This window comes from Burkholderia sp. Ac-20365, from assembly GCF_017104715.1.
In the GTDB taxonomy this organism is placed as follows: Bacteria; Pseudomonadota; Gammaproteobacteria; order Burkholderiales; family Burkholderiaceae; genus Paraburkholderia.
The window spans coordinates 139216-165719 of sequence record NZ_JAAGPI010000022.1 but is presented as its reverse complement, the minus strand read 5'-3'; the positions used below and the strand labels follow the sequence as shown (position 1 = coordinate 165719).

Annotated in this window: 25 protein-coding genes; 15 read left to right on the top strand and 10 right to left on the bottom strand. The window is 62.2% G+C overall.

The features are described 5' to 3' along the window. Positions 1-199: 199 nt before the first annotated feature. From G3O01_RS29390 to G3O01_RS29380, 3 genes are all read left to right on the top strand, one after another. Positions 200-1480, top strand: a complete 1281-nt coding sequence (locus G3O01_RS29390) for a class I SAM-dependent RNA methyltransferase (protein ID WP_205810100.1) — start codon at positions 200-202, stop codon at positions 1478-1480. A 173-nt stretch (positions 1481-1653) separates the two neighbouring features. Then, a complete protein-coding gene (locus G3O01_RS29385; protein ID WP_205810099.1) occupies positions 1654-2040 on the top strand; it encodes a VOC family protein in 387 nt (128 codons plus the stop codon). Positions 2041-2081: 41 nt separating this feature from the next. Further along, the gene (locus tag G3O01_RS29380; protein WP_205810098.1) at positions 2082-2822 is read left to right on the top strand and encodes a YafY family protein; all 741 of its coding nucleotides are present in this window, start codon (positions 2082-2084) and stop codon (positions 2820-2822) included. A gap of 820 nt (positions 2823-3642) precedes the next feature. Here G3O01_RS29380 and G3O01_RS29375 read toward each other — a convergent pair. The 3 genes from G3O01_RS29375 to G3O01_RS29365 are packed head-to-tail and all read right to left on the bottom strand — an operon-like array spanning position 3643 to position 6583. Beyond that, a complete protein-coding gene (locus G3O01_RS29375) occupies positions 3643-5094 on the bottom strand; it encodes an NAD(P)(+) transhydrogenase (Re/Si-specific) subunit beta (RefSeq protein WP_205810097.1) in 1452 nt (483 codons plus the stop codon). Continuing rightward, positions 5095-5427, bottom strand: coding sequence for an NAD(P) transhydrogenase subunit alpha (locus tag G3O01_RS29370; protein WP_042317230.1), 333 nt, complete (start codon positions 5425-5427; stop codon positions 5095-5097). It abuts the gene before it with no gap. Between the two features lie 13 nt (positions 5428-5440). Next, positions 5441-6583 carry a Re/Si-specific NAD(P)(+) transhydrogenase subunit alpha gene (locus G3O01_RS29365; RefSeq protein ID WP_205810096.1) on the bottom strand — a complete coding sequence of 381 codons (1143 nt, stop codon included), beginning with the start codon at positions 6581-6583 and terminating at the stop codon, positions 5441-5443. A gap of 290 nt (positions 6584-6873) precedes the next feature. Here G3O01_RS29365 and G3O01_RS29360 point away from each other — a divergent pair, with 290 nt between their 5' ends. The 3 genes from G3O01_RS29360 (at position 6874) to G3O01_RS29350 (ending at position 10474) form a co-directional block, all read left to right on the top strand. Continuing rightward, a complete protein-coding gene (locus G3O01_RS29360) occupies positions 6874-7371 on the top strand; it encodes an NUDIX hydrolase (protein WP_205810095.1) in 498 nt (165 codons plus the stop codon). A gap of 46 nt (positions 7372-7417) precedes the next feature. Next, the gene (gene mnmA / locus G3O01_RS29355) at positions 7418-8569 is read left to right on the top strand and encodes a tRNA 2-thiouridine(34) synthase MnmA (RefSeq protein ID WP_205810094.1); all 1152 of its coding nucleotides are present in this window, start codon (positions 7418-7420) and stop codon (positions 8567-8569) included. A 294-nt stretch (positions 8570-8863) separates the two neighbouring features. Further along, on the top strand, positions 8864-10474 hold the full coding sequence (locus tag G3O01_RS29350) for an FMN-binding glutamate synthase family protein (protein WP_205810093.1): 1611 nt from the start codon (positions 8864-8866) through the stop codon (positions 10472-10474). A gap of 781 nt (positions 10475-11255) precedes the next feature. On the opposite strand, the gene G3O01_RS29345 is transcribed toward G3O01_RS29350, so the two are convergent. Then, positions 11256-12011: a M48 family metallopeptidase gene (locus tag G3O01_RS29345; protein WP_205810092.1), complete on the bottom strand. Its 756-nt coding sequence runs from the start codon at positions 12009-12011 to the stop codon at positions 11256-11258. 226 nt (positions 12012-12237) lie between these two features. Continuing rightward, positions 12238-12846 (bottom strand): glutathione S-transferase N-terminal domain-containing protein, encoded by a 609-nt coding sequence (locus G3O01_RS29340; protein ID WP_205810091.1) that lies wholly within the window; start codon positions 12844-12846, stop codon positions 12238-12240. Positions 12847-13146: 300 nt separating this feature from the next. On the opposite strand from G3O01_RS29340, the gene G3O01_RS29335 reads away from it, so the two are divergent. The 6 genes from G3O01_RS29335 (at position 13147) to ruvC (ending at position 19541) form a co-directional block, all read left to right on the top strand. Beyond that, positions 13147-14535, top strand: a complete 1389-nt coding sequence (locus G3O01_RS29335) for an aminopeptidase P N-terminal domain-containing protein (protein ID WP_205810090.1) — start codon at positions 13147-13149, stop codon at positions 14533-14535. Between the two features lie 21 nt (positions 14536-14556). Next, positions 14557-15771 carry a UbiH/UbiF/VisC/COQ6 family ubiquinone biosynthesis hydroxylase gene (locus G3O01_RS29330; protein ID WP_205810089.1) on the top strand — a complete coding sequence of 405 codons (1215 nt, stop codon included), beginning with the start codon at positions 14557-14559 and terminating at the stop codon, positions 15769-15771. A gap of 205 nt (positions 15772-15976) precedes the next feature. After that, complete coding sequence (dusB, locus tag G3O01_RS29325; protein ID WP_205810088.1) at positions 15977-17041, top strand: tRNA dihydrouridine synthase DusB; 1065 nt, start codon at positions 15977-15979, stop codon at positions 17039-17041. Then, entirely contained in the window at positions 17038-17271 is a 234-nt protein-coding gene (locus tag G3O01_RS29320) for a Fis family transcriptional regulator (RefSeq protein ID WP_007587477.1), read from the top strand. The genes dusB and G3O01_RS29320 overlap by 4 nt, the downstream gene beginning before the upstream one ends. Positions 17272-17314: 43 nt before the next feature. After that, positions 17315-18880, top strand: coding sequence for a bifunctional phosphoribosylaminoimidazolecarboxamide formyltransferase/IMP cyclohydrolase (purH, locus tag G3O01_RS29315; protein WP_205810087.1), 1566 nt, complete (start codon positions 17315-17317; stop codon positions 18878-18880). 118 nt (positions 18881-18998) lie between these two features. After that, positions 18999-19541, top strand: a complete 543-nt coding sequence (ruvC, locus tag G3O01_RS29310) for a crossover junction endodeoxyribonuclease RuvC (protein WP_205810086.1) — start codon at positions 18999-19001, stop codon at positions 19539-19541. A gap of 16 nt (positions 19542-19557) precedes the next feature. On the opposite strand, the gene G3O01_RS29305 is transcribed toward ruvC, so the two are convergent. Next, on the bottom strand, positions 19558-20190 hold the full coding sequence (locus G3O01_RS29305) for a LysE family translocator (RefSeq protein ID WP_205810085.1): 633 nt from the start codon (positions 20188-20190) through the stop codon (positions 19558-19560). A gap of 167 nt (positions 20191-20357) precedes the next feature. Between G3O01_RS29305 and ruvA the strand changes: the two genes are divergently transcribed. Then, positions 20358-20939 carry a Holliday junction branch migration protein RuvA gene (gene ruvA, locus G3O01_RS29300; RefSeq protein WP_205810084.1) on the top strand — a complete coding sequence of 194 codons (582 nt, stop codon included), beginning with the start codon at positions 20358-20360 and terminating at the stop codon, positions 20937-20939. Positions 20940-21048: 109 nt separating this feature from the next. After that, positions 21049-22113 carry a Holliday junction branch migration DNA helicase RuvB gene (ruvB, locus tag G3O01_RS29295; RefSeq protein ID WP_205810083.1) on the top strand — a complete coding sequence of 355 codons (1065 nt, stop codon included), beginning with the start codon at positions 21049-21051 and terminating at the stop codon, positions 22111-22113. Positions 22114-22179: 66 nt separating this feature from the next. On the opposite strand, the gene G3O01_RS29290 is transcribed toward ruvB, so the two are convergent. The 3 genes from G3O01_RS29290 to tyrS are packed head-to-tail and all read right to left on the bottom strand — an operon-like array spanning position 22180 to position 24603. Further along, entirely contained in the window at positions 22180-22851 is a 672-nt protein-coding gene (locus tag G3O01_RS29290; protein ID WP_205810082.1) for a histidine phosphatase family protein, read from the bottom strand. 17 nt (positions 22852-22868) lie between these two features. Next, positions 22869-23327, bottom strand: coding sequence for a D-aminoacyl-tRNA deacylase (gene dtd, locus G3O01_RS29285; protein ID WP_205810081.1), 459 nt, complete (start codon positions 23325-23327; stop codon positions 22869-22871). 28 nt (positions 23328-23355) lie between these two features. Beyond that, on the bottom strand, positions 23356-24603 hold the full coding sequence (gene tyrS / locus G3O01_RS29280; protein WP_205810080.1) for a tyrosine--tRNA ligase: 1248 nt from the start codon (positions 24601-24603) through the stop codon (positions 23356-23358). Positions 24604-24838: 235 nt separating this feature from the next. Between tyrS and G3O01_RS29275 the strand changes: the two genes are divergently transcribed. Next, the gene (locus tag G3O01_RS29275) at positions 24839-25969 is read left to right on the top strand and encodes an anhydro-N-acetylmuramic acid kinase (RefSeq protein WP_205810079.1); all 1131 of its coding nucleotides are present in this window, start codon (positions 24839-24841) and stop codon (positions 25967-25969) included. Positions 25970-26048: 79 nt separating this feature from the next. Here the strand turns inward: G3O01_RS29275 and erpA are convergent, their stop codons facing one another. After that, a complete protein-coding gene (gene erpA / locus G3O01_RS29270) occupies positions 26049-26414 on the bottom strand; it encodes an iron-sulfur cluster insertion protein ErpA (protein WP_007587442.1) in 366 nt (121 codons plus the stop codon). Positions 26415-26504 lie beyond the last annotated feature (90 nt).

Sequence of the window (26504 nt, the reverse complement as noted above, 5' to 3'; positions counted from 1 at the left end):
GTGCCCGGCGTCGACCTCTGGGCCATCGGCGGCGCCATCCAGCGCGCCGTCGGCCTCGAACGCAGGCACGAAGGGCTGACAAAGGGCTGATTGACGCCCGTCGCGCGGGCGCCCCGGCCCGCGCGCATCACCTGCCGCAAGTCACAACGAGGCGACCGCGTACAATGTCGCCTTAATCCACGCCTTTGCGGCAAACTCCATGTCTTTCGAATTTTTCATCCCCTGCCCGCGCGGCCTCGAAGCCGCGCTCGCCGCCGAACTCGCCGAGATCGCCGCGCGTCATCTGAACGGCGCGCCGTTCGCGGCCGGCGCGCAAGTCCCCGGCGGCGTGCATTTCAAGGGCGGCTGGGCGGCCGGCATGGCTGCCAACCTGCATTCGCGGATCGCGAGCCGTGTGCTGCTGAAGATCGCGCATCGTCCGTACCGCAACGAGCAGGACATTTACGGGCTCGCGCTCGAACAGCGCTGGGAACAATGGTTCTCGGCGAACGAGACGCTGCGCGTCGACGTCACCGCGATCAAGTCGCCGCTGCGCAGCCTCGAATTCGCGACGCTGCGCGTCAAGGACGCGATCTGCGACCGTCTGCGCGACAAGACGGGCGCGCGTCCGAGCATCGACACGAGTACACCTGATGTGCGCGTGTTCGCGTTCCTGACGGCCACCGACTGCACGCTGTATATCGACACCTCCGGCGAGCCGCTTTTCAAGCGCGGCTGGCGACTGGACAAGGGCGCGGCGCCGCTGCGCGAGAACCTTGCAGCGGGCATCCTGCGCCTGACGGGCTGGACGCCGGGCACGCCGCTGTACGACCCGATGTGCGGCAGCGGCACGTTCCTCGCGGAAGCGGCGCAAGTGGCGCTGAGCATTGCGCCGGGCGTCGACCGGCGCTTCGGCTTCGAGCAGTTCAAACAGTACGACGTGTCGGCATGGCAGACGCTGAAAGTCGCCGCGCAGGACGCGAAGCGCGCAGCACGCGCGGGCCGCGGCGATCTGCTGATCTACGGCAGCGACATTTCGGCCAACATGCTCGAGAAGGCGCGCACGAACTTCGAGCGCGCCGGTTTCCCGGCGCTGCCGCTCAAGCAGATCGACGCGCGCAACATGATGCCGCCCACGGGCGAAGCAGGCATCCTCGTGGCGAACCCGCCGTATGGCGAGCGGATCGAAGTGCGCGGGCGCGGTCCGCGCGGCGAGATTCGCGATACGGGCCGCGAGCCAGGCGGCTTCCGTCGCGCTGAAACGGATACGCCGGACATGACGGAGTTCTTCCAGGCGTTCGGCGATGCGCTGAAACAGCGCTTCACCGGATGGCAGGCATTCGTGCTGACGTCGGACCGCAAGTTGCCGGGGCAATTGCGCCTGCGCGAATCGACGAAGACGCCGCTCTTCAATGGCGCGCTCGAATGCCGCCTGTTCCGCTTCGATCTGATCGCGGGAAGCGTCAGGCAACGGCCGGCAGCGGATACGCCGAAGGAGTAAGCGGTTTTCTTGCAGTTGCAGACAGAGAAGCGGGCTTTCGGCCCGCTTTTTTATTGCCGCCGTGTTTTGCGAATCGGCGAATGCTGACAACCCTGCTGACAGAACGGTGTCAGTAGCCCACCCGCACACTTCTCTTACGCCATCCGGCGCAACACCAGATCAAGGAGAAGAGCATGTCAGCAGCCCAACCCAAGCGCGCGATCGCCTGGTTCGAAATTCCCGCCAGCAATTTTGAGCGCGCCGTCCGCTTTTACGAGAGCGCGCTCGATACGACACTGCGCCGCGAAGATTTCGGCGTGCCGATGGCGATCTTCAACTACGACGAGCCGTCGGCGGGCGGCAGCATCGTACAAAGCCCGACGCTGGAGCCGTCGGCAACGGGGTCGGTCATCTATCTGAATGCGCAGCCGACCGTCAACGCGACGCTCGAACGCGTGAAGCGCGCGGGCGGCAAGGTTGAAGGTCCGGCGGTGCAGTTGCCGAACGATATCGGCTGGATCGGCTTTTTCATCGACAGCGAGGGCAACCGCATCGGCCTGCATTCGAAGACCAACGGATGAAGTGACGGGCGAAGTGACACACGGCGCGCCGGGAGAGCATCATGCGGCGCTATCATCGCGGGAGATTTTCCGTCCTTATCCGGGAGACTCCCACGATGACGCGTCGCGCCGACCGCCTGTTCCAGATTGCCGAACTGCTGCGCGGCCGGCGGCTGACGACTGCGCAACAACTGGCGGACTGGCTGCATGTGTCGCTGCGCACGGTATATCGCGATGTGCAGGATTTGCAGTTGTCGGGGGTGCCGATTGAAGGCGAGCCTGGGATTGGCTATCGGCTGAGCCGCAGTGCGAGTTTGCCGCCGCTGACTTTCACCGCCGATGAGTTGATGGCGCTCGCGGCTGGGGCGCGGATGCTTGAATCGTGGGGCGGTGAGAGCATGGCCGCCGGGGCGCGCGGCGCGTTGGCCAAGATTTCGTCGGCGATGCCGGCTGACAAGCGTGCCGCTATTGATCGGCTGGCGTTCTTTGCGCCGTCGTTTCATATCGATGCGAATGTGTCGACGATTGTCGATACGTTGCATCGCGCGATTGATTCTCGATGTGTTGTTAGCTTCGCGTATCAGGATAAGCATGGTGCTGCTACGCAGCGGCGGGTTTGGCCGCTTGCTTTAGCCTATTGGGGTGCAAGGTTCACGCTTGGCGCGTGGTGCGAGTTGCGGGAGGATTTTCGGCATTTCGCTCTCGCGAATATTGATGACCTTGCGGTGCATGAGCCTTTTCCCGATGTTGAAGGTCGGCGGTTGGCGGATTTTATGCGGAGCATTGGGGTGAAGGGGCGGTGATGGCTTTTTTGCTGCGCAGGCCTTACGGGTTTTTTTGTCCCCGTGCGGTGGCATGCGCCTTACTTCTCTGCGCTGGCATCCGCGTTTTGCTATCGGTTCTTCACGCGTTGCCCCTGTGCGGGGCGGCACTTAATTTCTTTGCCGCCGCAAAGAAAGTAAGCAAAGAAAGCGGGCTAACACCGCCCGTTCTTGACCTCCGCCTGAGGGCCCCCAACGGGTCTTCCACTTCAAACGGCGCTCTGCCATTCAATGCCCGTTGCCAGCGCTTCGGCTAGACGCCTCACCCGCTTCAATCACCCATAGCGCAGCCAGCGGCAGCGAATGGTCACTGCCGCCCAGGCGGCAAACTGTGTGTAGGTCGTAGTGCTTCACACGTCGTCGCTCTTACGACACCGATCGTGCTTTTCAGTCCGGAGTGGTGCGTGTACGCCGCGACAGCCTACACACAGTTTGCCGCTATAGAACGCGCGCAATTTGATCGCGCACGCGGCGACGCGGGAGTGTGAAGCGGGTGATGAGCGAATTCGAAGCGTTGGCAGCGGGCATCGAGAAGGGAGATGCCGCGAACAGGACGGGGCCGTTGGGGGCCCGTGGGTAAAGAGAAGAACTGGCGGTGTTCAGCGGCTTTCTTTTGCCTACTTTTCTTTGCCGCGGCAAAGAAAAGTAGGTGCCGCCCCGCACAGGGGCGACGCCTGAAGCACCGATAACAAAACGCGGATGCCAGCGAAAGCAAAAGCAACAGCAACAGCAAAAGCAAAAACATCAAAACCGCCGCGGAGGCGCCCGAGAGCCCCCTCCGCCTGAAAGGCAAAAAAAAACGCTAGTCCACAGACTTAACCATATCCTCAATCACCTTCTTGGCATCACCAAACACCATCATGGTTTTATCCATATAGAAGAGATCATTATCGAGCCCAGCATACCCAGCCGCCATCGAGCGTTTATTCACGATAACAGTCCGGGCCTTATAGGCCTCAATAATCGGCATGCCTGCAATCGGCGACTTGGGATCATTCTTGGCAGCCGGATTCACCACGTCATTCGCGCCAAGCACCAGAACCACATCGACCTGACCAAACTCACCATTGATATCTTCCATCTCATGGACGATCTCATACGGCACTTCGGCTTCGGCGAGCAGCACGTTCATATGCCCCGGCATACGCCCAGCCACAGGGTGAATCGCATACTTCACGTCCACGCCCTTCTCGATCAGCAGATCGGTCAGTTCCTTCAACGCATGCTGGGCGCGTGCAACGGCAAGACCATAACCCGGCACGATCACAACCGTTTCGGCATTGCCGAGCATGAACGACGCATCTTCCGCCGAGCCCGACTTCACAGGCTTCTGCTCAGTCGATCCACCCGCAGTCGCCGCGCCAGCCTCGCCGCCAAACCCACCCAGAATCACATTGAAGAACGAGCGGTTCATCGCCTTGCACATGATGTACGACAGAATCGCACCCGACGAACCCACCAGCGAACCGGCAATGATCAGCATCGCGTTGTTCAGCGAGAAACCGATACCTGCCGCCGCCCAGCCTGAGTACGAGTTCAGCATCGACACGACGACGGGCATGTCCGCGCCGCCAATCGGGATGATGATCAGCACACCCAATGCAAACGCGATCAGCGTCATGATGATGAACGGCAGCCACGATTGCGTGAGGAAGAAGATCACGCCGAAGCCGATCATCGCAATCGCGAGCAGCAGGTTGATCAGATGCTGGCCCGCATACACGACAGGCGCGCCCTGGAACAGCCGGAACTTGTACTTGCCCGACAGCTTGCCGAACGCGATCACCGAACCGCTAAACGTAATCGCACCAACGAACGTGCCGATGAACAGCTCGATCCGGTTGCCATACGGCAGGAAGCCGGGAATGCCTTCCTCGGCGCCAAGCCCGAATGCAGCCGGCTCCGACACAACGGCATACGCGATACACACAGCCGCCATACCGATCAGCGAGTGCATCGCCGCGACCAGTTCCGGCATCTTCGTCATCTCGACGCGCGCGGCGACGAATGCGCCAATCCCACCGCCCACGACCAGCGCGACGAACACCAGAGAAAGTCCAAGCCCAAGATTCGAGCCAAGCGCAGCGGCCTGCTTGGCAATCAGCGCAACGGTCGTGAGAATCGCGATCGCCATGCCGACCATGCCGAACATGTTCCCGGTTCGCGCGGTCTTCGGATTCGACAACCCCTTGAGCGCCTGAATGAAGCACACAGAGGCAATCAGATAAAGAAGCGTAACGACGTTCAGGCTCATTTACGCACCCTCCTTCGAACCACCAGGCGCGGCAATCTTCTTCGGCTCTTTCTTTTTGAACATCTCCAGCATTCGTCTGGTCACGAGGAACCCGCCGAACACGTTCACCGCCGCAAGCGCTACGGCCACCGTGCCGAAGAACTTGCCCGTGCCGCCGACCGTCAGGCCCGCAGCGAGCATCGCGCCGACAATGACGATCGCCGAAATCGCGTTGGTCACGGCCATCAGCGGTGTATGCAGCGCCGGCGTCACGTTCCAGACGACGTGGTAGCCGACGTAAATCGCCAGCACGAAAATGATCAGGTTGATCACGGTATGGTTGATGACTTCCATGATGCGTGTCCCCTCAAGCCTTGCGCGTGACTTCGCCGTCGCGTGCCAGCAGCGTGGCCGCGACGATGTCGTCCGCGAGATCGATATTGAGCGCGCCTTCCTTCGTGACGATCAGCTTCATGAAGTCGAGCAGATTGCGTGCGTACAGCGCCGAAGCGTCCGACGCGACCATCGAAGCGAGATTCGTATATCCCGCGATGGTCACGCCATGCTTGACGACGACCTTGTCCGCTTCCGTCAGCGGACAGTTGCCGCCGCGCTGGCCTTCGTACTCGGCGCCGCGTCCGGCTGCGAGGTCGATCAGCACGGAACCCGGCTTCATCGCCTGCACGGTTTCGACGGATAGCAAGGTCGGTGCGGCACGGCCCGGAATCAGCGCTGTCGAGATCACGATGTCGGCCTGTTTGGCCCGCTCGTGCACGAGTGCCGACTGGCGCGTGAGCCACGAAGGCGGCATCGGACGCGCGTAGCCGCCGACGCCAACGGCAGCTTCGCGCTCCTCATCGGTTTCGTAAGGCACATCGAGGAATTTCGCCCCGAGCGATTCGATCTGCTCTTTCACGGCAGGCCGCACGTCCGACGCTTCGATCACGGCGCCCAGACGCTTGGCCGTCGCAATGGCCTGCAAGCCGGCGACGCCCGCGCCCAGAATCAGCACGCGCGCGGCTTTCACCGTGCCCGCTGCTGTCATCAGCATCGGCATGAAGCGCGGATAGAGATCGGCGGCAAGCAGCACCGCTTTGTAGCCCGCAATGTTGGCTTGAGACGACAGTACGTCGAGGCTTTGCGCACGTGTCGTGCGCGGCGCGGCTTCGAGCGAGAACGCAGTTATGCCCGCAGCTGCTAGCTTCGATGCGTTCTCCGCATTAAACGGCTCAAGCATGCCGACCAGCACCGTGCCTCGTTTAAGAAGCGGCAGTTCTGAATCAGTCGGGCTTTGAACCTTGAGAACGAGCTCTGCGCCAAACGCAGCAGCCGCATCGACTAGCTCTGCGCCCGCTGCTGTGTACGCGTCGTCCGGATAACTTGCGGGCGTTCCTGCCCCGCTCTGTACGCTAACCCTATGGCCCTGCGACACGTACTTCTTGACCGTCTCGGGCGTCGCGGCGACGCGTGTTTCGTACGGCCGCGTCTCGGCTGGCACTCCGATGTGCATCGTGAATCCTCCTCGACCATCCTGTTATGAAAATCTGGAATCGCCGACGAGGGGCAACGCCGGCAATGCAATAAGGCAAGTGCAACGGCTAGGCACGGCTGGAGCTACAGCCACGAGGTCCACTTTAACCGAAGTCCAGGGGCAGATCGAAATTGGTATCGATCCCGGTATTCAGGAACGCGATCCTTATGTCTTTCCGTGCCTTTTTCACCGATATGTGCTAGATCGGCGTCGATCCGTCTTTCCCGGGCGCCGGCAAGCCCGGCCCATAAACGGTAAAATGCCGTCCCATGAAACCGGAAACCTGGGCTCCGCATGTCACGGTGGCGGCCGTCGTCGAACGCGACGGGCGTTTCCTGCTGGTCGAAGAACACACGCCCGCCGGGCTGCGGCTGAACCAGCCCGCCGGGCATCTGGAAGCGGGCGAGTCACTGGCGCAGGCCGTGATCCGCGAAACGCTCGAAGAGACGGCGCAGCCGTTCACGCCCGAGGCGCTGGTGGGTGTCTACATGACGCATTTCAGCCGGCCTGATACCGTCGATGGCCCGCAGGATGGCGTCACGTATCTGCGCTTCACGTATTGCGGTTCGATGGCGGGCGGACCCATTGCAGGCCGCGCGCTCGATCCCGATATCGTGCGTACCGTCTGGATGAGCGCCGACGAGTTGCGCGCGTGCCCCGAACGGCATCGCACGCCGCTCGTGATGCAGTGTATCGACGACTACCTCGCAGGCCGGCGTTTCCCGCTCGACTTCGTGCAAACGCATTCGGTCGGGCCTTCCCGATAGAACGCGTGCCCCCTCGGCACGAGTCATGGCAGTCAGGCAGATTCAGATGAGCAAAAAACGAGTAGTGGTAGGCATGTCAGGCGGCGTCGATTCGTCCGTCACGGCGTGGCTGCTGAAGGAACAGGGTTACGACGTGGTCGGCCTGTTCATGAAGAACTGGGAAGACGACGACGACAGCGAATACTGTTCGACGCGCGAGGACTGGATCGACGTCGTCTCCGTCGCCGACCTGCTCGGCATCGACGTCGAAGCGGTGAATTTCGCGGCCGAATACAAGGACCGCGTGTTCGCCGAATTCCTGCGCGAATATTCAGCGGGCCGCACGCCGAACCCCGACGTGCTGTGCAACGCCGAAATCAAGTTCAAGGCCTTCCTCGATCACGCGATGTCGCTCGGCGCGGAAACCATCGCGACGGGCCACTACGCGCGCGTGCGCGAGGTCGACGGCCGCTTCGAGCTGCTGAAGGCGCTGGATCATACGAAGGATCAGTCGTACTTCCTGCATCGGCTGAACCAGGCGCAGCTGTCGAAAACCTTGTTCCCGCTCGGCGAAATACCGAAGACGAAGGTGCGCGAGATCGCCGAGCAGATCGGCCTGCCGAACGCAAAAAAGAAGGACTCGACGGGCATCTGCTTCATCGGCGAACGGCCGTTCCGCGACTTCCTGAACCGCTATCTGCCGACCAAACCCGGCCCGATGAAGACCACGGAAGGCAAGACGGTCGGCGAACACATCGGCCTCGCGTTCTATACGTTCGGCCAGCGCAAGGGCATTGGGCTGGGCGGCAGCAAGGATGGCAGCGGCGAGCCGTGGTTCGTCGCGGGCAAGGACATCGCGTCGAACACGCTGTATGTCGCGCAGGGCCACGACCATCCGTGGCTGCTGAGCCATACGCTGACGGCGGGCAATACGAGCTGGGTCGCCGGTCACGCGCCCGAGGTAGGCCACCCGTGCGCCGCGAAGACGCGTTACCGTCAGGCCGACGCGGCTTGTACGTTCGGCGCCCCCGAAGGTGCCGATAAAAACGCCCTCTTCTCCCTTCATTTCACCGACGCCCAATGGGCTGTCACACCGGGGCAATCGGCCGTACTTTACGATGGCGACGTGTGCCTTGGCGGCGGCATCATCGAACACGCGGCGACGGCTCAACCCGTCGCCCGCCAGCCTCAGAAAGCGGCGCTGCTGACCGCGCGCTAAGCCTTGCCGGGTGCGGCTCGCGGACACATTCCGCGAGCTTTTCGCGCCGACATCGCTGCACTGAATCCCGCTTCGTTGTATCTTCCGGGCGACGGTTGTCCTGCCGCCCGGTTTCGTCTCGCTTACGGTTCCCTTCATGATCTGCGGAACGCGCCGTTAACTGAGCAGGAACAACCCGCCGAACGATTCGCAGCGCGATCCATCCCCACGGACGCACGCTGATTTCACGAGAAGACGCCGACGCATCCGCGCCGGATGCTTCCGCTGCGATGTCATCACCGCAATGGAGTTGTCATGTTTTCTCGACGTTATCTGGCGATGTGGGGTGCCATCCTGCTGCTCGCGGCCTGCGCTGCGCTCGCGGCAACCGGTCACATCGCATGGCTGTGGATCATCGTGCCCGTGCTGCTGGTCGCGCTCGGCGCCTACGACCTGATGCAGGAGCGCCACGCGATCCTGCGCAACTATCCGCTATGGGGGCATGCCCGCTTCCTGTTCGAGTTCATCCGGCCTGAGATTCGCCAATACTTCGTCGAAGACGACACGGACGAGAAGCCCTTCTCGCGCGCACAACGCAGCATCGTCTATCAGCGCGCGAAAAACGACGTGGACAGCCGCCCGTACGGCACGGAACTCGACGTGAAGGCCACGGGCCACGAATTCATCAGCCACTCGCTCGTGCCGAGCAAACTCGACGGCCACGATTTCCGCATCGTGGTCGGCGCGAACCGCAAGCAGCCGTATTCGATGTCGATCTTCAACATCTCGGCGATGAGCTTCGGCTCGCTGTCGGCGAATGCGATCCGCGCGTTGAACCTCGGCGCCAAGAAAGGCAACTTTGCGCACGACACGGGCGAGGGCTCGATGTCAAAGTATCACCGCGAGCATGGCGGCGACATCATCTGGGAAATTGCGTCAGGCTACTTCGGCTGCCGCAACGACGACGGCACGTTCAACGCCGACAAGTTCGCGAAGCAGGCGAGCGAACCACAGGTGAAGATGATCGAGGTGAAGCTGTCGCAAGGCGCGAAGCCGGGTCACGGCGGCGTGCTGCCGGCCGCGAAGATCACGCCGGAAATCGCCGAAACGCGTGGCGTGCCGATGGGCCGCGACTGCATTTCGCCCGCCACGCATTCGGAGTTTTCGACGCCGCGTGAACTGCTCGAATTCGTCGAGCGTTTGCGTAATCTGTCGGGCGGCAAGCCGACGGGCTTCAAGCTGTGCATCGGGCATCCGTGGGAATTCTTCGGTATCGCCAAGGCGATGCTGGAAACGGGGATTCTGCCGGACTTTATCGTCGTCGATGGTGCGGAAGGCGGTACGGGCGCAGCGCCGCTCGAGTTCACCGATCATATCGGCGTGCCGTTGCAGGAAGGCTTGCTGCTCGTGCATAACACGCTGGTCGGTGTTGGATTGCGCGACAAGATTCGCATCGGTGCGAGCGGCAAGATGATTACCGCTTTTGATATCGCGAAGACGCTTGCGATTGGTGCTGACTGGGTTAATGCTGCGCGTGGCTTTATGTTCGCTGTGGGCTGTATTCAGGCGCAGACGTGTCATACGGGTCGATGCCCGACTGGGGTCGCTACGCAGGATCCTGTGCGGCAGCGCGCGCTGATCGTTACCGACAAGTCGGATCGCGTGTTTAACTTTCATCACAATACGTTGCATGCGTTGCAGGAGATTGTTCAGGCCGCTGGCCTGCGGCATCCTGCTGATCTGCAAGCGCATCATATTGTGCGGCGTGTGTCTTCTTATGAGGTTCGGTTGATGTCGGATCTTTTGAAGTATCTCGAACCGGGTGATCTGCTGGTTGGGAACTTCCGATATACGTTGTATGAGAAGTATTGGCCTGTCGCGCGCAGTGATTCGTTTGCGCCGAATCTTGAGGTGGTCACTGGGTGAGGTTCGTTTTTTTACTGGCTTTCGCGGGTTGTTGTTGGGTTGCTAAGGTTGTTCGGTTTGCTTTTGTTGTCGCTGGCATCCGCGTGATGTTTTCGTTGTTCACGCGTTGCCCCTGTGCGGGGCGGCACTTACTTTCTTTGCCGCCGCAAAGAAAGTAAGCAAAGAAAGCGGGCTAACACCGCCCGTTCTTGACCTCCGCCTGAGGGCCCCCAACCGTTCCTCTCCTTCATACGACAATCTCTCAGTCACCGCCCGCTGCCAACGCTTCGAATAGTCGCCTCACCCACTTCAATCACCCGTAGCGCAGCCAGCGGCAGCGAATGGTTAATGCCGCCCAGGTGGCAAACTGTGTGTAGGTCGCAGTGCTTCACACCTCAGCGCTCTTACAACACCGATCCTGCTTTTCATTCCGGAGTGATGTGTGTACGCCTCGAAAGCCGACACACAGTTTGCCGCTATAGAACGTGGGAGATTTGATCGCGCGTGCGACGACGCGGGAGTGTGAAGCGGGTGATGAGCCAATTCGAAGCGTTGGCAGCGGGCATCGAGAAGAACGTTGCCGCGGACAGGACGGGGCCGTTGGGGGCCCGTGGGCAAAGGTCAAGAACGGGCGGTGTTCAGCGGCTTTCTTTTGCCTACTTTTCTTTGCCGCGGCAAAGAAAAGTAGGTGCCGCCCCGCACAGGGGCAACCCAGGCAAACCAATAACAAATCGCGGATGCCAGCAAAGACAAAAGCAAACCACACCAAGCGTCACAGACATCCACAAAAAAACAAATCCCGTTACTGATTCGCAGCAATCCGCTGCTGAATATGCTGCGCCCGCGCCGCCGACGCCGGATGCGAACTCATCATGCTCGACTTCCCGCCATCCAGCTTCGCGAGCTTGTTAAACGCACTAACGAGCCCCGACGGGTCCTGCCCTTTCTTCTTCTGGACATCAAACGAATAATCATCAGCCGCCGTTTCCTGCGATTGCGAGAACTGCGCATTAATCAGCTTCTCGGAAAAATCGCCAAGCTGCGAAGCCGAAATCGCCCCCGTGACCCCACCCGCCGATGACGCCACCGAACGAATCGCCGACGTCGCATAGGCAACCTGCATCGCCTTCTTCGTATGGCCAAGCGCAACGTGGCCCATCTCGTGGCCAACCACGCCCCGCACTTCGTCGTCCGTCATCATGTCCATCAGACCGCTATAGACACGCACACAGCCGTTCGCCATCGCCCACGCATTGACGTCCTTCGTGACGTAGACCTTGTAATTGACCGGCACGCCGTTGATGTTGTTGCCGAGCTGCGCGGCGATCTTGTTCAGACGCTTCGTGTACGGGCTGCTGGCAGGCGCGATCTGGTTTTCCGAGTCGAGCTGCGCGCAGGACTTGTCCGACAACGTGCGCACGTCGGCGTCCGTCAACGACGCAGCCTGCACAGCCTGCGAGCCGGATTGAACGAGCGAGTTGGGATCGAGGCTCATCCCCGAACAGGCGGCGAGCACGCCGCACGCGGCGGCAGCGAGAGCAATGCGGAACGTTTTCATGGCGAATGTCCAACTGACGGATGGTGTCGATAGTCCGTGCGAGGGCGACGGCCGTGCCCCGCGGCTTCACCCAATCAGACGCGCAATAAAAAAGCGCCTGACGGGCAGGCGCTTTTTAACATGTTGAAAGGATTTTTTGCGGAAAACGTAATCTTTCTTAACACTCCGTCGAACACAGACGACACTTGTGCCAGATTTCGATGCGCGATGAATGGCCGGTCGCGAATCAGCTCAACGTGGTGTCGATAAACGACTGACGTTGCGACAGCTTCTGGTAGTACTTGTCGAGATTCGGATGCTGCTCGCGCCAGTTGAGTTGCGGCATGCGGAAGTCGAGATAGCTCAGTGCGCAGCCAACCGCCACGTCGGCGATCGTGTAATGGTTGCCCGCGCACCACGCCTTGGAGCCAAGGCCCTGCGCCATCGCGATCAGGCCATCGTCGATCTTGTGACGCTGTCGCGCGACCCACGATTCGCTGCGATGCGCTTCCTCGCGCAGCACGCCTTCCAGACGAATCAGCACGGCGGCATCCATAATGCCGTCGGCGAGCGCTTCCCAGCAGCGCACTTCGACACGCTCGCGGCCCGACTGCGGCACAAGCTTGCACACGGGCGAAAGCGTATCGACGTATTCGCAGATCACACGCGAATCGAATACAGCCGCGCCGTCTTCCATCACGAGACACGGCACCTTGCCGATCGGGTTGTACTCGTGGATGGCAGTATCAGCCGCCCAGACATTTTCCAGTTCGAGCTTGTAGTCGATTTTCTTTTCGGCGAGCACGATCCGCGCCTTGCGGACAAATGGGCTCGACAGCGAACCGATGAGTTTCATTACATCCTGCCTTGATTGAAATTGGGCGCAAGTATACGTGCGTTGTCGGGCGTTGGAGGCTTTTCCCTGCGCTGCGGCACGTGCATCGCGTCGCTGACGCGTCCGGCTGTTGACAGATTGCAACAATGCCGCCCGCGCACGGGCCGGTCTACCTGGCCAGATGGCCAGACGTTGCGCATGCCACCCGGCGACACGGAAGCGATTCCAGTTGGGCGATACAATCCCAACATTGCCGCGCGGCGCATGTCGTCGACTGCCGCGCCGCCTTCCACCCCGCACGATGAACCGCCGACCGAACCCATGACCGATCTGACTCCGGCAATCGACATCTACCGTCAGCGCCGCGCGCGCGTGCTCGATGCACTGCGCGCGACGGGAGGCGGCGTTGCAATCGTTCCGACCGCGCCCGAAGTGCTGCGCAACCGCGACGCCGACTATCCGTACCGGCACGACAGCTACTTCTACTATCTGACGGGCTTCACGGAACCGGAAGCGCTGCTCGTCCTCGACGCGAGCGCCAAAGAGAACGAACCCGCTGCGATCCTGTTCTGCCGCGCGAAGAATGCGGAGCGCGAGACATGGGAAGGCTTTCGCTTCGGCCCCGACGGCGCACGCGAGGCTTTCGGCTTCGATGCAGCCTTCGCGTTCGACGAGATCGATGCGCAACTGCCGCGCATCATCGCCGACAAGCCGGCGCTGCACTACGCGCTCGGCGCGTCCGAACAGTTCGACGGCAAGGTGCGCCAGTGGCTCGACGCGGTGCGCATGCAGGGCCGCAGCGGCGTGCTCGCGCCGTCGGTGGTGCATGACATCGTGCCGCTGCTCGACGACATGCGGCTCGTGAAGGACGACCACGAACTGTCGATCATGCGCCGCGCCGCCGCGATCTCCGCGCAGGCGCATCGGCGCGCGATGGCGGCGTGCCATCCCGGCGTGCGCGAATACGAACTCGAAGCCGAGTTGCTGTACACGTTCCGCAAACACGGTGCGCAGGCGCCGGCGTACGGTTCGATCGTCGCCGCGGGCGCGAATGCGTGCGTGCTGCACTACCCGGCCGGCAACGCGGTCGCGCAGGACGGCGACCTGATTCTGATCGACGCGGCGTGCGAGCTCGATGGCTACGCGTCCGACATCACGCGCACCTTCCCGGCAAGCGGCCGCTTCACGCCCGCACAGCGCGAGCTGTACGACATCGTGCTGGCCGCGCAGCAAGCTGCGATCGATGCAACCAGAGCGGGCGCGACGTTCGACGCGCCGCATCAGGCAGCCGTGCGCGTGCTCGCGCAAGGTCTGCTCGACACGGGCATCCTCAATCGCGATCTGTTCGCGGGCGTCGATGAGGTAATCGAAGAGCGCGCGTATGCACGCTTCTACATGCATCGCACGGGCCACTGGATCGGCATGGACGTGCACGACGCAGGCGACTATCGCGAGCGCGGCGTACCCGCCGACGATACCGGCGCGCTGCCGTGGCGCACGCTTAAAGCCGGCATGGCGCTGACCATCGAGCCCGGCCTCTACATCCGCGCTGCCGACGACGTCCCGGAAAAATACTGGAACATCGGCATCCGCATCGAGGACGACGCGGTCGTCACGGCCACGGGCTGCGAACTGATCACGCGCGACGTGCCCGTCGATGCGGACGAAATCGAAGCGCTCATGCAGTCGCACAAAGCGACGGCCGCCTGAGCGCAAGGAACTGACCAGACAATGAACGAAGTCCAACAGGCCGCGAACGCGCCGGGCAATCAGTCAACCGCGCCGTTCGACTACGACGTGACGATCGTCGGCGCGGGGCCCGTCGGTCTCGCGCTCGCGGGCTGGCTCGCGCGTCGCAGCGCGACGCAGAGGCTGAACGTCGCGCTGATCGACGCGCGCGAGCCGGAAGATTCGATTGCCGATCCGCGCGCAATCGCTGTATCGCAAGGTAGCCGGATGATTCTCGAGCCGCTCGCGTGGCCATCCGACGCGACGGCGATCCAGCGCATTCACGTGTCGCAGCGGGGCCATTTCGGACGCACGCTGATCGATCATGCGGAGCATGGCCTGCCCGCGCTCGGCTACGTCTTGCGTTATGGCTCGATCGTCCACGCACTCGCCGACGCGGTGCGCTCGACGCCCGTGCACTGGTTCAAGTCGACCAAAGCCCAAGCACCGCAGCAACTCGAAGACGACGGCGTGCTGCTGCCGATCGAAAGCGCGCACGTCACACGCACGCTGCGCACCCGCATTCTGGTGAACGCCGAAGGCGGCCTGTTCGGCGAACAACAGGCGGGATCGGGTGAAACGCGTGATTACGGGCAAACGGCGCTGGTCGGCACGGTGACGCTGTCGTCGCCGCAGCCGCATGTTGCATGGGAACGCTTCACGCGACAAGGTCCGATCGCGCTGCTGCCGACGGGCGGCGTGCGCGGCGCGGACTACGCGCTCGTCTGGTGCTGTGCGCCCGAAGAAGCGGCGCGCCGCGCGCAATTGTCGGATGAAGACTTTTTGCGCGAACTGGGCAGCGAGTTTGGCGACCGGATGGGCCGTTTCGTGCAGATCAAGGGACGCGCCGCGTTCCCGCTCGGGCTCAATACCGTCGATACCCTCGTTAAGGGCAATGTCGTCGCGATCGGCAATGCGGCGCAGACGCTGCATCCCGTCGCCGGTCAGGGTCTGAATCTCGGCCTGCGCGATGCGCACGCGCTCGCCGACGCGCTCTCGCACTACGGCGCGACGCGCAGCGCGCTGATCGAGTTCGCGCAGCGCCGCGCGCTGGACCGCCGCATGACGATCGGCGCCACCGACACGCTCGCGCGCCTGTTCACCGTCGACTTCCCGCCGCTCGCCGCGCTGCGCGGCCTCGCGCTCACCGCGCTCGAATTCGTGCCGCCCGTGAAGACAGCACTGGCCCGGCAGATGATGTTCGGACAGCGCCGCTAAAACCTGGCGACATCGCGCTAAAAGTGGCCGCCGTTCTATGAACGCGGCCACTTTCATAGAAGATTTAATGAGTTACCTCAGGTGCGGTTCGATCTGGGGCAACGCGTTAACGGTAAAATAGCGGTTTTCCCTCGTATTTTGCGGTACGTGGGGTGCGCGTTTTTCAGCTTTCTGGCGCACCTTTCGCTCGCCGCCGACGTCCGCCATGCCCACTCTCGGCCCCCACACACTGCGCAATAACCTGTTCGTCGCCCCGATGGCAGGCGTCACCGACCGGCCGTTCCGCCAGCTCTGCAAGCGCATGGGCGCGGGCTATGCGGTGTCGGAAATGGTCGCGTCGAACGCGCAGCTGTGGAAGAGCGAAAAGACGATGCGCCGCGCCAACCATACCGGCGAAGTCGAGCCGATCGCCGTGCAGATCGCGGGCGCCGATCCGCAGATGATGGCCGAGGCCGCGCGCTACAACGTCGCGAACGGCGCGCAGATCATCGACATCAACATGGGTTGTCCGGCCAAGAAGGTCTGCAACGTCGCGGCCGGTTCGGCGCTGTTGCAGAACGAGCCGCTGGTGCAGCGGATCGTCGAGGCCGTGGTGAATGCGGTTGGGGTCGGGCTGGATGCCGTGCCTGTCACGCTGAAAATCCGCACGGGCTGGAATCGCGAGAACAAGAACGCGCTGAATGTCGCACGCCTCGCCGAGAATGCCGGCATTTCGATGCTGACCGTGCACGGCCGCACGCGCGCCGACCTGTATCACGGCGACGCGGAGTACGAAACGATCGCCGCCGTGAAGGCCGCGGTAAAGATTCCCGTCGTCGCGAACGGCGACATCACGACGCCGCAGAAAGCGCGCGACGTGCTGGCCGCGACGGGCGCGGACGCGATCATGATCGGCCGCGCGGCGCAGGGGCGTCCGTGGCTGTTCCGCGAGATCGAATATTTCCTGCGTACGGGCGAGTTGATGGAAGCGCCGCGTATCGACGAGATCCAGCAGGTGATGAACGAGCATCTCGAAGATCACTACGCGTTCTACGGCGAATTTACGGGCGTTCGCACTGCGCGCAAGCACATCGGCTGGTACACTCGCGGCCTTTCTGGCGCCAACGTGTTCCGCCACCGTATGAATACGCTGGACACGACGCGCGAACAACTGCTCGCCGTCAACGAATTCTTCGACGCGCAAAAGGCGATTTCGGACCGCCTCGTGTACGTCGACAACGAAGTCAACAACAACGGTGAGCAGGATCAAACCGACCGACTAGCAGCATGAGCAAGCACAATATCGAACAATGTGTCCGCGATAGCCTGGGTATGTACTTTCAGGATCTCGACGGCTCCAATCCGCACGACGTTTACGACATGGTGATTTCGTGCGTCGAAAAACCGTTGCTCGAGGTGGTGCTCGAGCAGGCCGGCGGCAATCAGTCGCTGGCAGCCGAGTACCTCGGCATCAACCGCAATACGCTGCGCAAGAAACTGCAACAGCACGGCCTGCTGTAGTTCTGGCGCCCTGCCACGCCTTTCATCGGCTTTTGTTCTCATCATGATCAAGCAAGCGCTCATCTCCGTTTCCGATAAGTCAGGCATCGTCGATTTCGCGAAATCGCTGTCGGACCTCGGCGTCAAGATCCTGTCTACAGGCGGCACCGCGAAACTGCTCGCGGACGCCGGCCTTTCCGTTACCGAAGTAGCCGACTACACGGGCTTTCCGGAAATGCTGGATGGGCGCGTGAAAACGCTGCACCCGAAGGTGCACGGCGGCATCCTGGCGCGCCGCGATCTGCCCGAGCACATGGCTGCGCTCGAAAAGCACGACATCCCGACCATCGATCTGCTCGTCGTGAATCTGTATCCGTTCGTGCAGACGATCTCGAAGGAAGAGTGTTCGCTGGAAGACGCGATCGAGAACATCGATATCGGCGGCCCGACCATGCTGCGCTCGGCGGCGAAAAACCATCGCGACGTGACCGTCGTGGTCGATCCCGCTGACTACGCAGTCGTGCTCGACGAAATGCGCGCGAACGGCAACACGGTCGGCTACAAGACGAACTTCCGCCTCGCGACCAAGGTGTACGCGCACACCGCGCAGTACGACGGCGCGATCACGAACTACCTGACGAGCCTCACGGAAGAGCTGCAGCACCGCGAGCGCAATACGTATCCCGCGACGCTGAACATGGCGTTCGAAAAGGTCCAGGATTTGCGCTACGGCGAGAACCCGCATCAAAGCGCTGCGTTCTACCGCGATATCGCAGTGCCCGCCGGCGCACTCGCAAACTATCGTCAGCTGCAGGGCAAGGAACTGTCGTACAACAACATCGCCGATTCGGACGCCGCGTGGGAATGCGTGAAGACGTTCGACGCACCGGCCTGCGTGATCATCAAGCACGCGAACCCGTGCGGCGTGGCTGTCGGCGCGAACCCGCACGAAGCGTATTCGAAGGCGTTCCAGACGGACCCGACTTCGGCATTCGGCGGCATCATCGCGTTCAACCGTGAAGTCGACGAAACGGCGGCACAGGCTGTTGCCAAGCAGTTCGTCGAAGTGCTGATCGCACCGTCGTTCAGCGACGCTGCGAAGCAGGTGTTCGCAGCGAAACAGAACGTGCGTCTGCTCGAAATCGCACTCGGCGATGGCCACAACGCGTTCGATCTGAAGCGCGTGGGCGGCGGTCTGCTGGTGCAATCGCTGGATGCGAAGAACGTGCAGCCGCACGAACTGCGCGTCGTCACGAAGCGTCACCCGACGCCGAAGGAAATGGACGATCTGCTGTTTGCATGGCGCGTCGCAAAGTTCGTGAAGTCGAACGCGATCGTGTTCTGCGCTAATGGCATGACGATGGGCGTCGGCGCTGGCCAGATGAGCCGCGTGGACTCGGCGCGTATCGCCAGCATCAAGGCGCAGAACGCGGGCCTCACGCTGTCGGGTACGGCGGTGGCGTCGGACGCGTTCTTCCCGTTCCGCGACGGTCTCGACGTGGTGGTGAATGCGGGCGCAACCTGCGTGATCCAGCCGGGCGGCTCGATGCGCGACGACGAAGTGATCGCTGCCGCCGACGAGCACAACATCGCGATGGTCGTGACGGGCATTCGCCACTTCCGCCACTGATCGGCTGATCTGCTTCTTCTGAAACGGCCCGGCAGTTTGCTACTGCCGGGCCGTTTTGCATTTCGCGTTTGCCTTTGTGCCGTTGTAGTATCGCAGGCACTGAACACGCACGGTACTTATGAGAATTCTCGGCATCGACCCAGGCTTGCGCGTCACTGGCTTCGGCGTGATCGACGTGTCCGGTCATCAGCTGACTTACGTGACGAGCGGCGTCATCAAGACCGCCGATGCCGATCTGCCGACGCGCCTCGGCACCATTTTTGAGGGCATTTCGACACTGATCCGGCAACATGCGCCGGATCAGTCGGCGATTGAAAAGGTGTTCGTGAACGTCAATCCACAGTCGACGCTGTTGCTCGGCCAGGCGCGCGGCGCGGCGATATGCGGGCTGGTGGCGGGTGGTGTGCCTGTTGCCGAGTACACCGCACTGCAGTTGAAGCAGGCGGTGGTCGGCTATGGACGCGCAACCAAAGAGCAGATGCAGCAGATGGTCGTGCGGCTGTTGTGTCTCTCGGGCATTCCTTCCACCGACGCCGCCGATGCGCTCGGCATGGCGATCTGCCACGCACATGGCGGCGGCACGTTGAGCACGCTGGGCGGGATTGCGCCGTCGCTGGCAAAGAAAGGGTTGCGGGTGCGGCGCGGGCGGTTGGTGGGCTAGCAAAACGCCCCTCGCGTCAACGTTGTCCCGCCAGCGCCAGTCGACACGCCAGCCCTGCAAGCACGGATCCGAGCAAGTACTGCGGCCAGCGCGACGGACGCTTGCCGCCGTTCAGTTTCCGGCTAAGGCTGCTGGCAAGCAGAATCACGTTGCCATTCACAAAGAAGCCGATCACATTGAGCACGGTCGCAAGCAACATGATCTGCACAGCGACCGACCCCGCCTCCGGCTTCACGAACTGCGGAAACAGCGCGAGTACGAACAGCGCAACCTTCGGATTGAGCAGGTTCGTGAACAACCCTTGCCTGAAAATTCTGCCGACGGGATAACGTCGCATCGAAGCATCGGGCGTGAGCATCGTGCCTTCCGAGCGGAACGTTTTCCACGCGAGATAGAGCAGATAGGCCGCGCCCGCGAAACGCACGACGTCGTAGGCCATCGGCGCGGCAAGAAAAAGCTGTGACAGGCCAAAAGCGGCGGCGAGCGCATGGCAGTACGTGCCGACCATGATCCCGGCGAACGAAGCAAAACCCGCTGCCCTTCCCTGACTCACGCTTCGGGAGGCAATCAGCAACATATCGGGACCGGGTGTGGCGGTAAGCGCGAGACATGCGCCCGAGAACAGCGCAAGCGTGGTGAGACTGAGCATCGAAGACCCCTTTTGGCCAGTGGCGGAACGTCCAAAAGGGATCTCAGTTTAGGGAGCGCGCACAGCCAGGTCAATCAGCTGCTCTCCGACTTCGTCAGACATGCCGTACGAAAGCCCATCACGCTGCGCTACACTCGCGCTTTCCCTCTCGAGAGAAGCCACCCGCCATGATCGGTCGCATCGCCGGCGTCCTGCTGGAAAAGAATCCGCCTCACCTTCTGATCGACTGCAACGGCGTCGGCTACGAAGTCGATGTGCCGATGAGCACGTTCTACAACCTGCCCGGCACAGGCGAAAAAGTCGTGCTGCTCACGCAGATGATCGTGCGCGAAGACGCGCATCTGCTGTACGGCTTTCTCACGCCGCAAGAGCGCTCGACGTTTCGCGAGTTGTTAAAGATCACGGGCATCGGCGCGCGCATGGCGCTGGCCGTGCTGTCCGGCATGAGCGTGCAGGAACTGTCGCAAACGGTGACGATGCAGGACGCCGCGCGCCTCACGCGCGTGCCGGGCATCGGCAAGAAGACGGCGGAGCGGCTCCTGCTCGAACTGAAGGGCAAGCTCGGCGCCGACCTCGGCGCGATGGCGGGCGCCGCGTCGCAGTCCGATCACGCGTCTGACATCCTGAATGCATTGCTGGCATTGGGTTACTCCGAGAAAGAAGCACTCGCGGCCATCAAGAACGTGCCGGCAGGTACGGGCGTTTCCGAGGGCATCAAGCTGGCGTTGAAGGCGCTGTCGAAGGTCTGAACGAGCTTCCACGAGCGGCGATGCGTGAAGCTTCGCATGCCGCAAGAGTGCGCACACCCTGGCCGTTCGGCCAGGTCGTCGAACGGGCCACGCGCGGTACAATGCCTGCATGATCGAACACGACAAACTCGCCGCCGAACGCATCATCGCCGCCACGCCCGTGTCGCCGAACGAGGAAGCGTTCGAGCGCGCGTTGCGCCCGCGCCAGCTCGACGAATACGTCGGTCAGGAAAAGGTGCGCGGCCAGCTGGAAATCTTCATCGAAGCTGCCAAGCGTCGCAAGGAATCACTGGATCACGTGTTGCTGTTTGGGCCGCCGGGTCTGGGCAAGACCACACTCGCGCACATCATCGCGCGCGAGATGGGCGTCAATCTGCGGCAGACGTCGGGCCCCGTGCTGGAACGCGCGGGCGACCTCGCCGCGCTGCTGACCAATCTCGAAGCCAACGACGTTCTCTTCATCGACGAAATTCACCGGCTCTCGCCTGTCGTCGAGGAAATTCTGTATCCGGCGCTCGAGGATTATCAGATCGACATCATGATCGGCGAAGGCCCCGCCGCGCGCAGCGTGAAGCTCGATCTGCAGCCGTTCACGCTGGTCGGCGCAACCACGCGCGCGGGCATGCTGACCAATCCGTTGCGCGACCGCTTCGGTATCGTCGCGCGGCTGGAGTTCTATAACGCCGAGGAACTGGCGCGCATCGTGAGCCGTTCGGCGTCGCTGCTTGGCGCGCAGATTCATCCCGAAGGCGCGCTGGAAATCGCCAAGCGCTCGCGTGGTACGCCGCGTATCGCGAACCGGCTGCTGCGGCGCGTGCGCGATTATGCCGAGGTGAAGGCAGACGGCAATATCACCGCGAAGGTCGCGGATGCCGCGTTGAAAATGCTAGATGTGGATCCCGTCGGCTTCGATCTGATGGACCGCAAGCTGCTCGAAGCGATCCTGCACAAATTCGATGGCGGTCCGGTTGGCGTCGACAATCTGGCGGCCGCGATTGGTGAAGAGCGCGACACGATCGAAGACGTTCTCGAACCGTATCTGATCCAGCAAGGTTTCTTGCAGCGCACGCCACGCGGACGCGTGGCAACGATGCTGACGTATCGGCACTTTGGCCTGGCCGCGCCTGATTCGGCGAGCCCTGTACGCAATCTGTGGGATTCTGAGCCGAGCTAAGCGGCTCTTAGGCGGAAAACGCGGCGCGCGATGTTGTTCTTATGCGTGATGCCGCGTCTGAAGTAGTCAACGCCCCGCTTCGGGCGTCTTCTTGAAGCTGTCGTCTTCAGCCTTGCCGTCGAGATGCGCGACATCGGCCCACGACACGACTTTCGCGCGGCCATTCTCGAACTCGACGACGTTCACGCTCGTGTTCAGCAACTGATAGTTGCGCGGCGCTTCCAGCGACAAACCATTCGCAAAACGATACACGCAATCCAGCACGCCGCCATGCGCGACGCAGGCGATGCGCCCGTTCGGATGCGCAGCGACAACCGGCTCGATCGCGTGCAGCACGCGGTGATAGAACACGCGCTGCGATTCGCCCTCGGGTGGTGAAAAGCCCGGATCTCGCGTCTGCCACTGCGCATATTCGTCAGGAAAACGCAGCGCGATTTCATCGCTGTCGTGTCCCTGAAACGCGCCGTAATTCCGCTCGCGCAAACCTTCCTTCAGATTCAGGGGCAAACCAAGCACGTCGGCAAATGGCTGAGCCGTTTGCTGCGCGCGCGAGAGATCGCTCGAATAGATCGCGTCGAGCCGCGCGCCTTTCTGCGCTTCGCGCGCGAACCGTTCGGCGAGCCGCTGCGCCTGATCGACGCCGCTTGTCGCGAGAGGAATATCGATGTGACCTTGAATCCGCTTGATACGGTTCCAGTCGGTTTCGCCGTGTCGGATGAAGAGGACTTGTGTCGCCATGAGAATGAATCGGAACGTTACGCGCGCGTCTGTAGCCAGAACGTGACTGGTCCGTCGTTGACAAGCGAAACCTGCATGTCCGCGCCGAATTCGCCCGTCTCGACAACAGGATGCTTCGCGCGAGCCGCCGTCACGAAGTAGTCGAACAGACGCTTGCCCTCGTCGGGCGGCGCGGCAGGCGTGAAGCTCGGGCGCAGGCCGCTGTTGGTGTCTGCGGCGAGAGTGAACTGCGATACGAGCAGCAAACCGCCCGCACGGCCCGCACCGTCGATGTTCTGCACGGGCAGGTTCATCTTGCCCGCGGCGTCGCTGAACACGCGGTAGCCGAGCATTTTGGCGAGCAGCTTGTCGGCGGCGGCATCGGTGTCGCCGCGTTCGGCGCAGACCAGCGCAAGCAGGCCTGCATCGATCGAGCCCGTCACTCGGTCGCCAACGCGCACTTCCGCGCGCCGCACACGTTGAATCAGCGCGATCATGCGGCGCGCTGCTGTTGTGTGACGTGCATCATGCCGTCAGCGTAACGCGCGCAAAGCGGCGCTTGCCGACCTGCACGACGAACTCGCCGGCTTCGACCTTCAGACCCTTGTCCGATACGGTCGCGCCGTCGATCTTCACGCCGCCCTGCTCGATATTACGCAGCGCTTCGCTCGTGGACGGCACGAGGCCGGCTTGCTTGAGCAGTTGACCGATCGCCAACGGCGCTCCTGCGAGCGTGACGGCAGGAATATCGTCCGGCACGCCGCCCTTCGCGCGGTGGTTGAAGTCTTCGAGCGCGCGCTCTGCATCACCTTGCGTGTGGAAGCGCGCGACGATTTCCTGCGCGAGCAGCACCTTGAAGTCACGCGGATTCCGCCCGCCTTCGATCTCGCGCTTGAACCCTTCGATTTCCGACATAGGACGGAACGACAGCAGTTCGAAGTAGCGCCACATCAGCACGTCGGAGATGCTCATCAGCTTGCCGAACATGTCGTTCGGCTTTTCACCGATACCGACGTAGTTGCCCTTCGACTTCGACATCTTCTCGACGCCGTCCAGCCCCTCGAGCAGCGGCATCGTCAGAATGCACTGCTGTTCCTGGCCGTACTGCTTTTGCAGTTCGCGACCGACCAGCAGGTTGAACTTCTGGTCGGTGCCGCCGAGTTCGAGATCGGCGTTCAGCGCGACGGAGTCGTAGCCCTGCATCAGCGGATACAGGAATTCGTGGATCGAGATAGGCACGCCGCCCTGGAAGCGCTTCGTGAAGTCTTCACGCTCCAGAATACGTGCCACCGTGTAGCGCGACGCGAGCTTGATCATGCCGTCGGCGCCGAGCGGCATCGACCATTCGCTGTTGTAGCGGATCTCCGTCTTCTCGCGGTCGAGCACGAGCGCGGCCTGCTCGAAATACGTCTTCGCGTTCGATTCGATCTGCTCGCGCGTGAGCGGCGGACGCGTCGCGTTACGGCCCGAGGGATCACCGATCAGCGACGTGAAATCGCCGATCAGGAAGATCACCGTATGGCCGAGGTCCTGCAACTGGCGCATCTTATTCAGCACGACGGTATGGCCGATGTGGATGTCGGGCGCCGTCGGATCGAGACCGAGCTTGATACGCAGCGGCGTGCCCGTGGCCGCGCTCTTCGCGAGCTTTTGCGCGAACTCCTCTTCGATCAGCAGTTCGTCGACACCGCGCTTGGTGACTTCGAGCGCATGGCGGACTTCGTCGGTGATCGGGTAGGCGGAATTGGGCTTGGCGGTGGACTCGGTGCTCATGCTGGAACGGGAGATCGCAAAAAGGGAGATTGTCCCATAGTTGCGGCGCATTGCGCCCTGATCTCACGCGAATCGCGCCCAACTCGCGGTGTGGTGCACCATGCGCGCCTGGAACGGCACCGCGTCGCACGCGCGCACCGGTTGTTTCGCGGCGCGCCGATGAGCGACAATCGTCGTCAGGCAGGCGCCGGAAGTGTCCATGCGGCGCGACGAACGACGATCAGAGGAGCAAAGCGTGGCCAAAGACACGGCAGACGGCGTGTATTTCGGGTTGATGTCGGGCACGAGCATGGACGGCGTGGATGGCGTCGCCGTCGAATTTGCAGCGGGCAAGGCGCCTGTCGTGCGGTCACAGGCGTTCGTGGGCTTCTCCGAGGGACTGCGCGATGCGCTGTTCGCCCTCCAGCAACCCGGCGACAACGAAATCGAGCGTGCATCGCTCGCCGCGAACGCGCTCGCGGCGCGCTTCACGGTGTGCTGCCATGAGTTACTGCGCGCTGGCAACCTGTCTGCCGCAGACGTCCGCGCGATCGGCGTGCATGGCCAGACGGTGCGGCATCGTCCGGAAAAGGGTTACACGACGCAGATCAACAACCCGTCGCTGCTCGCGGAAATGACGCATATCGACGTGATCGCCGATTTTCGCAGCCGCGATGTTGCGGCGGGCGGCCAGGGCGCGCCGCTCGTGCCCGCGTTCCACGCGACGGTTTTCGGCGCGAAGAACGAGACGCGCGTGGTCTGCAATCTGGGCGGCATCAGCAATATCACGATTCTTTCGGCAAACGGCGCCGTGCGCGGCTTCGATTGCGGCCCGGCGAACGCGCTGCTCGACGAATGGTCGCATCGGCACCTGAAGAAGCCATTCGACGAAAACGGCCAGTTTGCGGCGACGGGCCAGGTTCATCGTCCGCTATTGAACGCGTTTCTCGACGAGCCCTTTTTCGAGGCCCAGCCGCCCAAGAGCACGGGCCGCGACCTGTTCAACCCTGAATGGCTCGATGCAAGACTGCAAGGATTCGCCGATGTCAGCCCCGCCGACGTCCAGGCGACGCTGGTCGCACTGACGGCCGTCACCGTCGCACGCGAAATCGAACGGCATGCACCCGATTGCAAGGCGGTCTACGTGTGTGGCGGCGGCGCGCGCAATCCGGAAATCATGAAGGGGTTGCAAGGCGCGCTCGCCGAAAGCGGCTGCAGCGGCGTCCCCGTCATGACGACGGAAGCGCTTGGCGTGCCGCCGCACCAGGTCGAGCCGCTGGCTTTCGCGTGGCTGGCCATGCGCTGCGTCGCACGCGAGCCGGGGAATCTGCCGTCTGTGACGGGCGCGGCCGGCGAGCGCGTGCTCGGCGCGATTTATCCGCGGTAGTGCCCGGAAAGCTGCGTGGAAATATGAAACGGGGCCGAAGCCCCGTTTTTGCTGCAACTTACGCGAAAAAAGCCGTCGATTACACCGAGAACGACGAGCCGCAACCACACGTGGTCGTGGCGTTCGGGTTTTTGATGACGAACTGTGCGCCGTTGATGTCGTCCTTGTAGTCGATCTCCGCGCCAACCAGGTACTGGTAGCTCATCGAGTCAATCAACAACTGGACGCCGCTCTTGTTCATCACGGTGTCGTCTTCGTTGATGGCTTCATCAAAGGTGAAACCGTACTGGAAGCCCGAGCAGCCGCCACCCTGCACGAATACGCGCAGTTTGAGCTCCGGGTTGCCTTCCTCTTCGATCAGTTCCTTAACCTTGTCTGCCGCTGCGTCGGTAAAGACGAACGGCGCCGGCATCTCGGTCACGGGGGTGTCGGTCACTGCGTCCATGCGAACTCTCCAAAAATTGCTTCTTGACGCTATTGTATTGCTGTTCCCGATATCGTGCTGAAGCCCATGAAATCAATAGGTTCTTATGCA

Excerpts from the sequence above, each read along its gene's own strand:
- G3O01_RS29350 (WP_205810093.1), top strand. The coding sequence starts at position 8,864 with ATGTTTTCTCGACGTTATCTGGCGATGTGGGGTGCCATCCTGCTGCTC.
- G3O01_RS29380 (WP_205810098.1), top strand. The coding sequence starts at position 2,082 with ATGCGGCGCTATCATCGCGGGAGATTTTCCGTCCTTATCCGGGAGACT.
- G3O01_RS29320 (WP_007587477.1), top strand. The coding sequence starts at position 17,038 with ATGAGCAAGCACAATATCGAACAATGTGTCCGCGATAGCCTGGGTATG.
- G3O01_RS29340 (WP_205810091.1), bottom strand. The coding sequence starts at position 12,846 with ATGAAACTCATCGGTTCGCTGTCGAGCCCATTTGTCCGCAAGGCGCGG.
- purH (WP_205810087.1), top strand. The coding sequence starts at position 17,315 with ATGATCAAGCAAGCGCTCATCTCCGTTTCCGATAAGTCAGGCATCGTC.
- G3O01_RS29330 (WP_205810089.1), top strand. The coding sequence starts at position 14,557 with ATGAACGAAGTCCAACAGGCCGCGAACGCGCCGGGCAATCAGTCAACC.
- G3O01_RS29335 (WP_205810090.1), top strand. The coding sequence starts at position 13,147 with ATGACCGATCTGACTCCGGCAATCGACATCTACCGTCAGCGCCGCGCG.
- dusB (WP_205810088.1), top strand. The coding sequence starts at position 15,977 with ATGCCCACTCTCGGCCCCCACACACTGCGCAATAACCTGTTCGTCGCC.
- G3O01_RS29370 (WP_042317230.1), bottom strand. The coding sequence starts at position 5,427 with ATGGAAGTCATCAACCATACCGTGATCAACCTGATCATTTTCGTGCTG.
- G3O01_RS29360 (WP_205810095.1), top strand. The coding sequence starts at position 6,874 with ATGAAACCGGAAACCTGGGCTCCGCATGTCACGGTGGCGGCCGTCGTC.
- dtd (WP_205810081.1), bottom strand. The coding sequence starts at position 23,327 with ATGATCGCGCTGATTCAACGTGTGCGGCGCGCGGAAGTGCGCGTTGGC.
- G3O01_RS29390 (WP_205810100.1), top strand. The coding sequence starts at position 200 with ATGTCTTTCGAATTTTTCATCCCCTGCCCGCGCGGCCTCGAAGCCGCG.
- ruvC (WP_205810086.1), top strand. The coding sequence starts at position 18,999 with ATGAGAATTCTCGGCATCGACCCAGGCTTGCGCGTCACTGGCTTCGGC.
- G3O01_RS29305 (WP_205810085.1), bottom strand. The coding sequence starts at position 20,190 with ATGCTCAGTCTCACCACGCTTGCGCTGTTCTCGGGCGCATGTCTCGCG.
- tyrS (WP_205810080.1), bottom strand. The coding sequence starts at position 24,603 with ATGAGCACCGAGTCCACCGCCAAGCCCAATTCCGCCTACCCGATCACC.
- G3O01_RS29385 (WP_205810099.1), top strand. The coding sequence starts at position 1,654 with ATGTCAGCAGCCCAACCCAAGCGCGCGATCGCCTGGTTCGAAATTCCC.
- ruvB (WP_205810083.1), top strand. The coding sequence starts at position 21,049 with ATGATCGAACACGACAAACTCGCCGCCGAACGCATCATCGCCGCCACG.
- G3O01_RS29365 (WP_205810096.1), bottom strand. The coding sequence starts at position 6,583 with ATGCACATCGGAGTGCCAGCCGAGACGCGGCCGTACGAAACACGCGTC.
- G3O01_RS29345 (WP_205810092.1), bottom strand. The coding sequence starts at position 12,011 with ATGAAAACGTTCCGCATTGCTCTCGCTGCCGCCGCGTGCGGCGTGCTC.
- G3O01_RS29290 (WP_205810082.1), bottom strand. The coding sequence starts at position 22,851 with ATGGCGACACAAGTCCTCTTCATCCGACACGGCGAAACCGACTGGAAC.
- ruvA (WP_205810084.1), top strand. The coding sequence starts at position 20,358 with ATGATCGGTCGCATCGCCGGCGTCCTGCTGGAAAAGAATCCGCCTCAC.
- mnmA (WP_205810094.1), top strand. The coding sequence starts at position 7,418 with ATGAGCAAAAAACGAGTAGTGGTAGGCATGTCAGGCGGCGTCGATTCG.
- erpA (WP_007587442.1), bottom strand. The coding sequence starts at position 26,414 with ATGGACGCAGTGACCGACACCCCCGTGACCGAGATGCCGGCGCCGTTC.
- G3O01_RS29375 (WP_205810097.1), bottom strand. The coding sequence starts at position 5,094 with ATGAGCCTGAACGTCGTTACGCTTCTTTATCTGATTGCCTCTGTGTGC.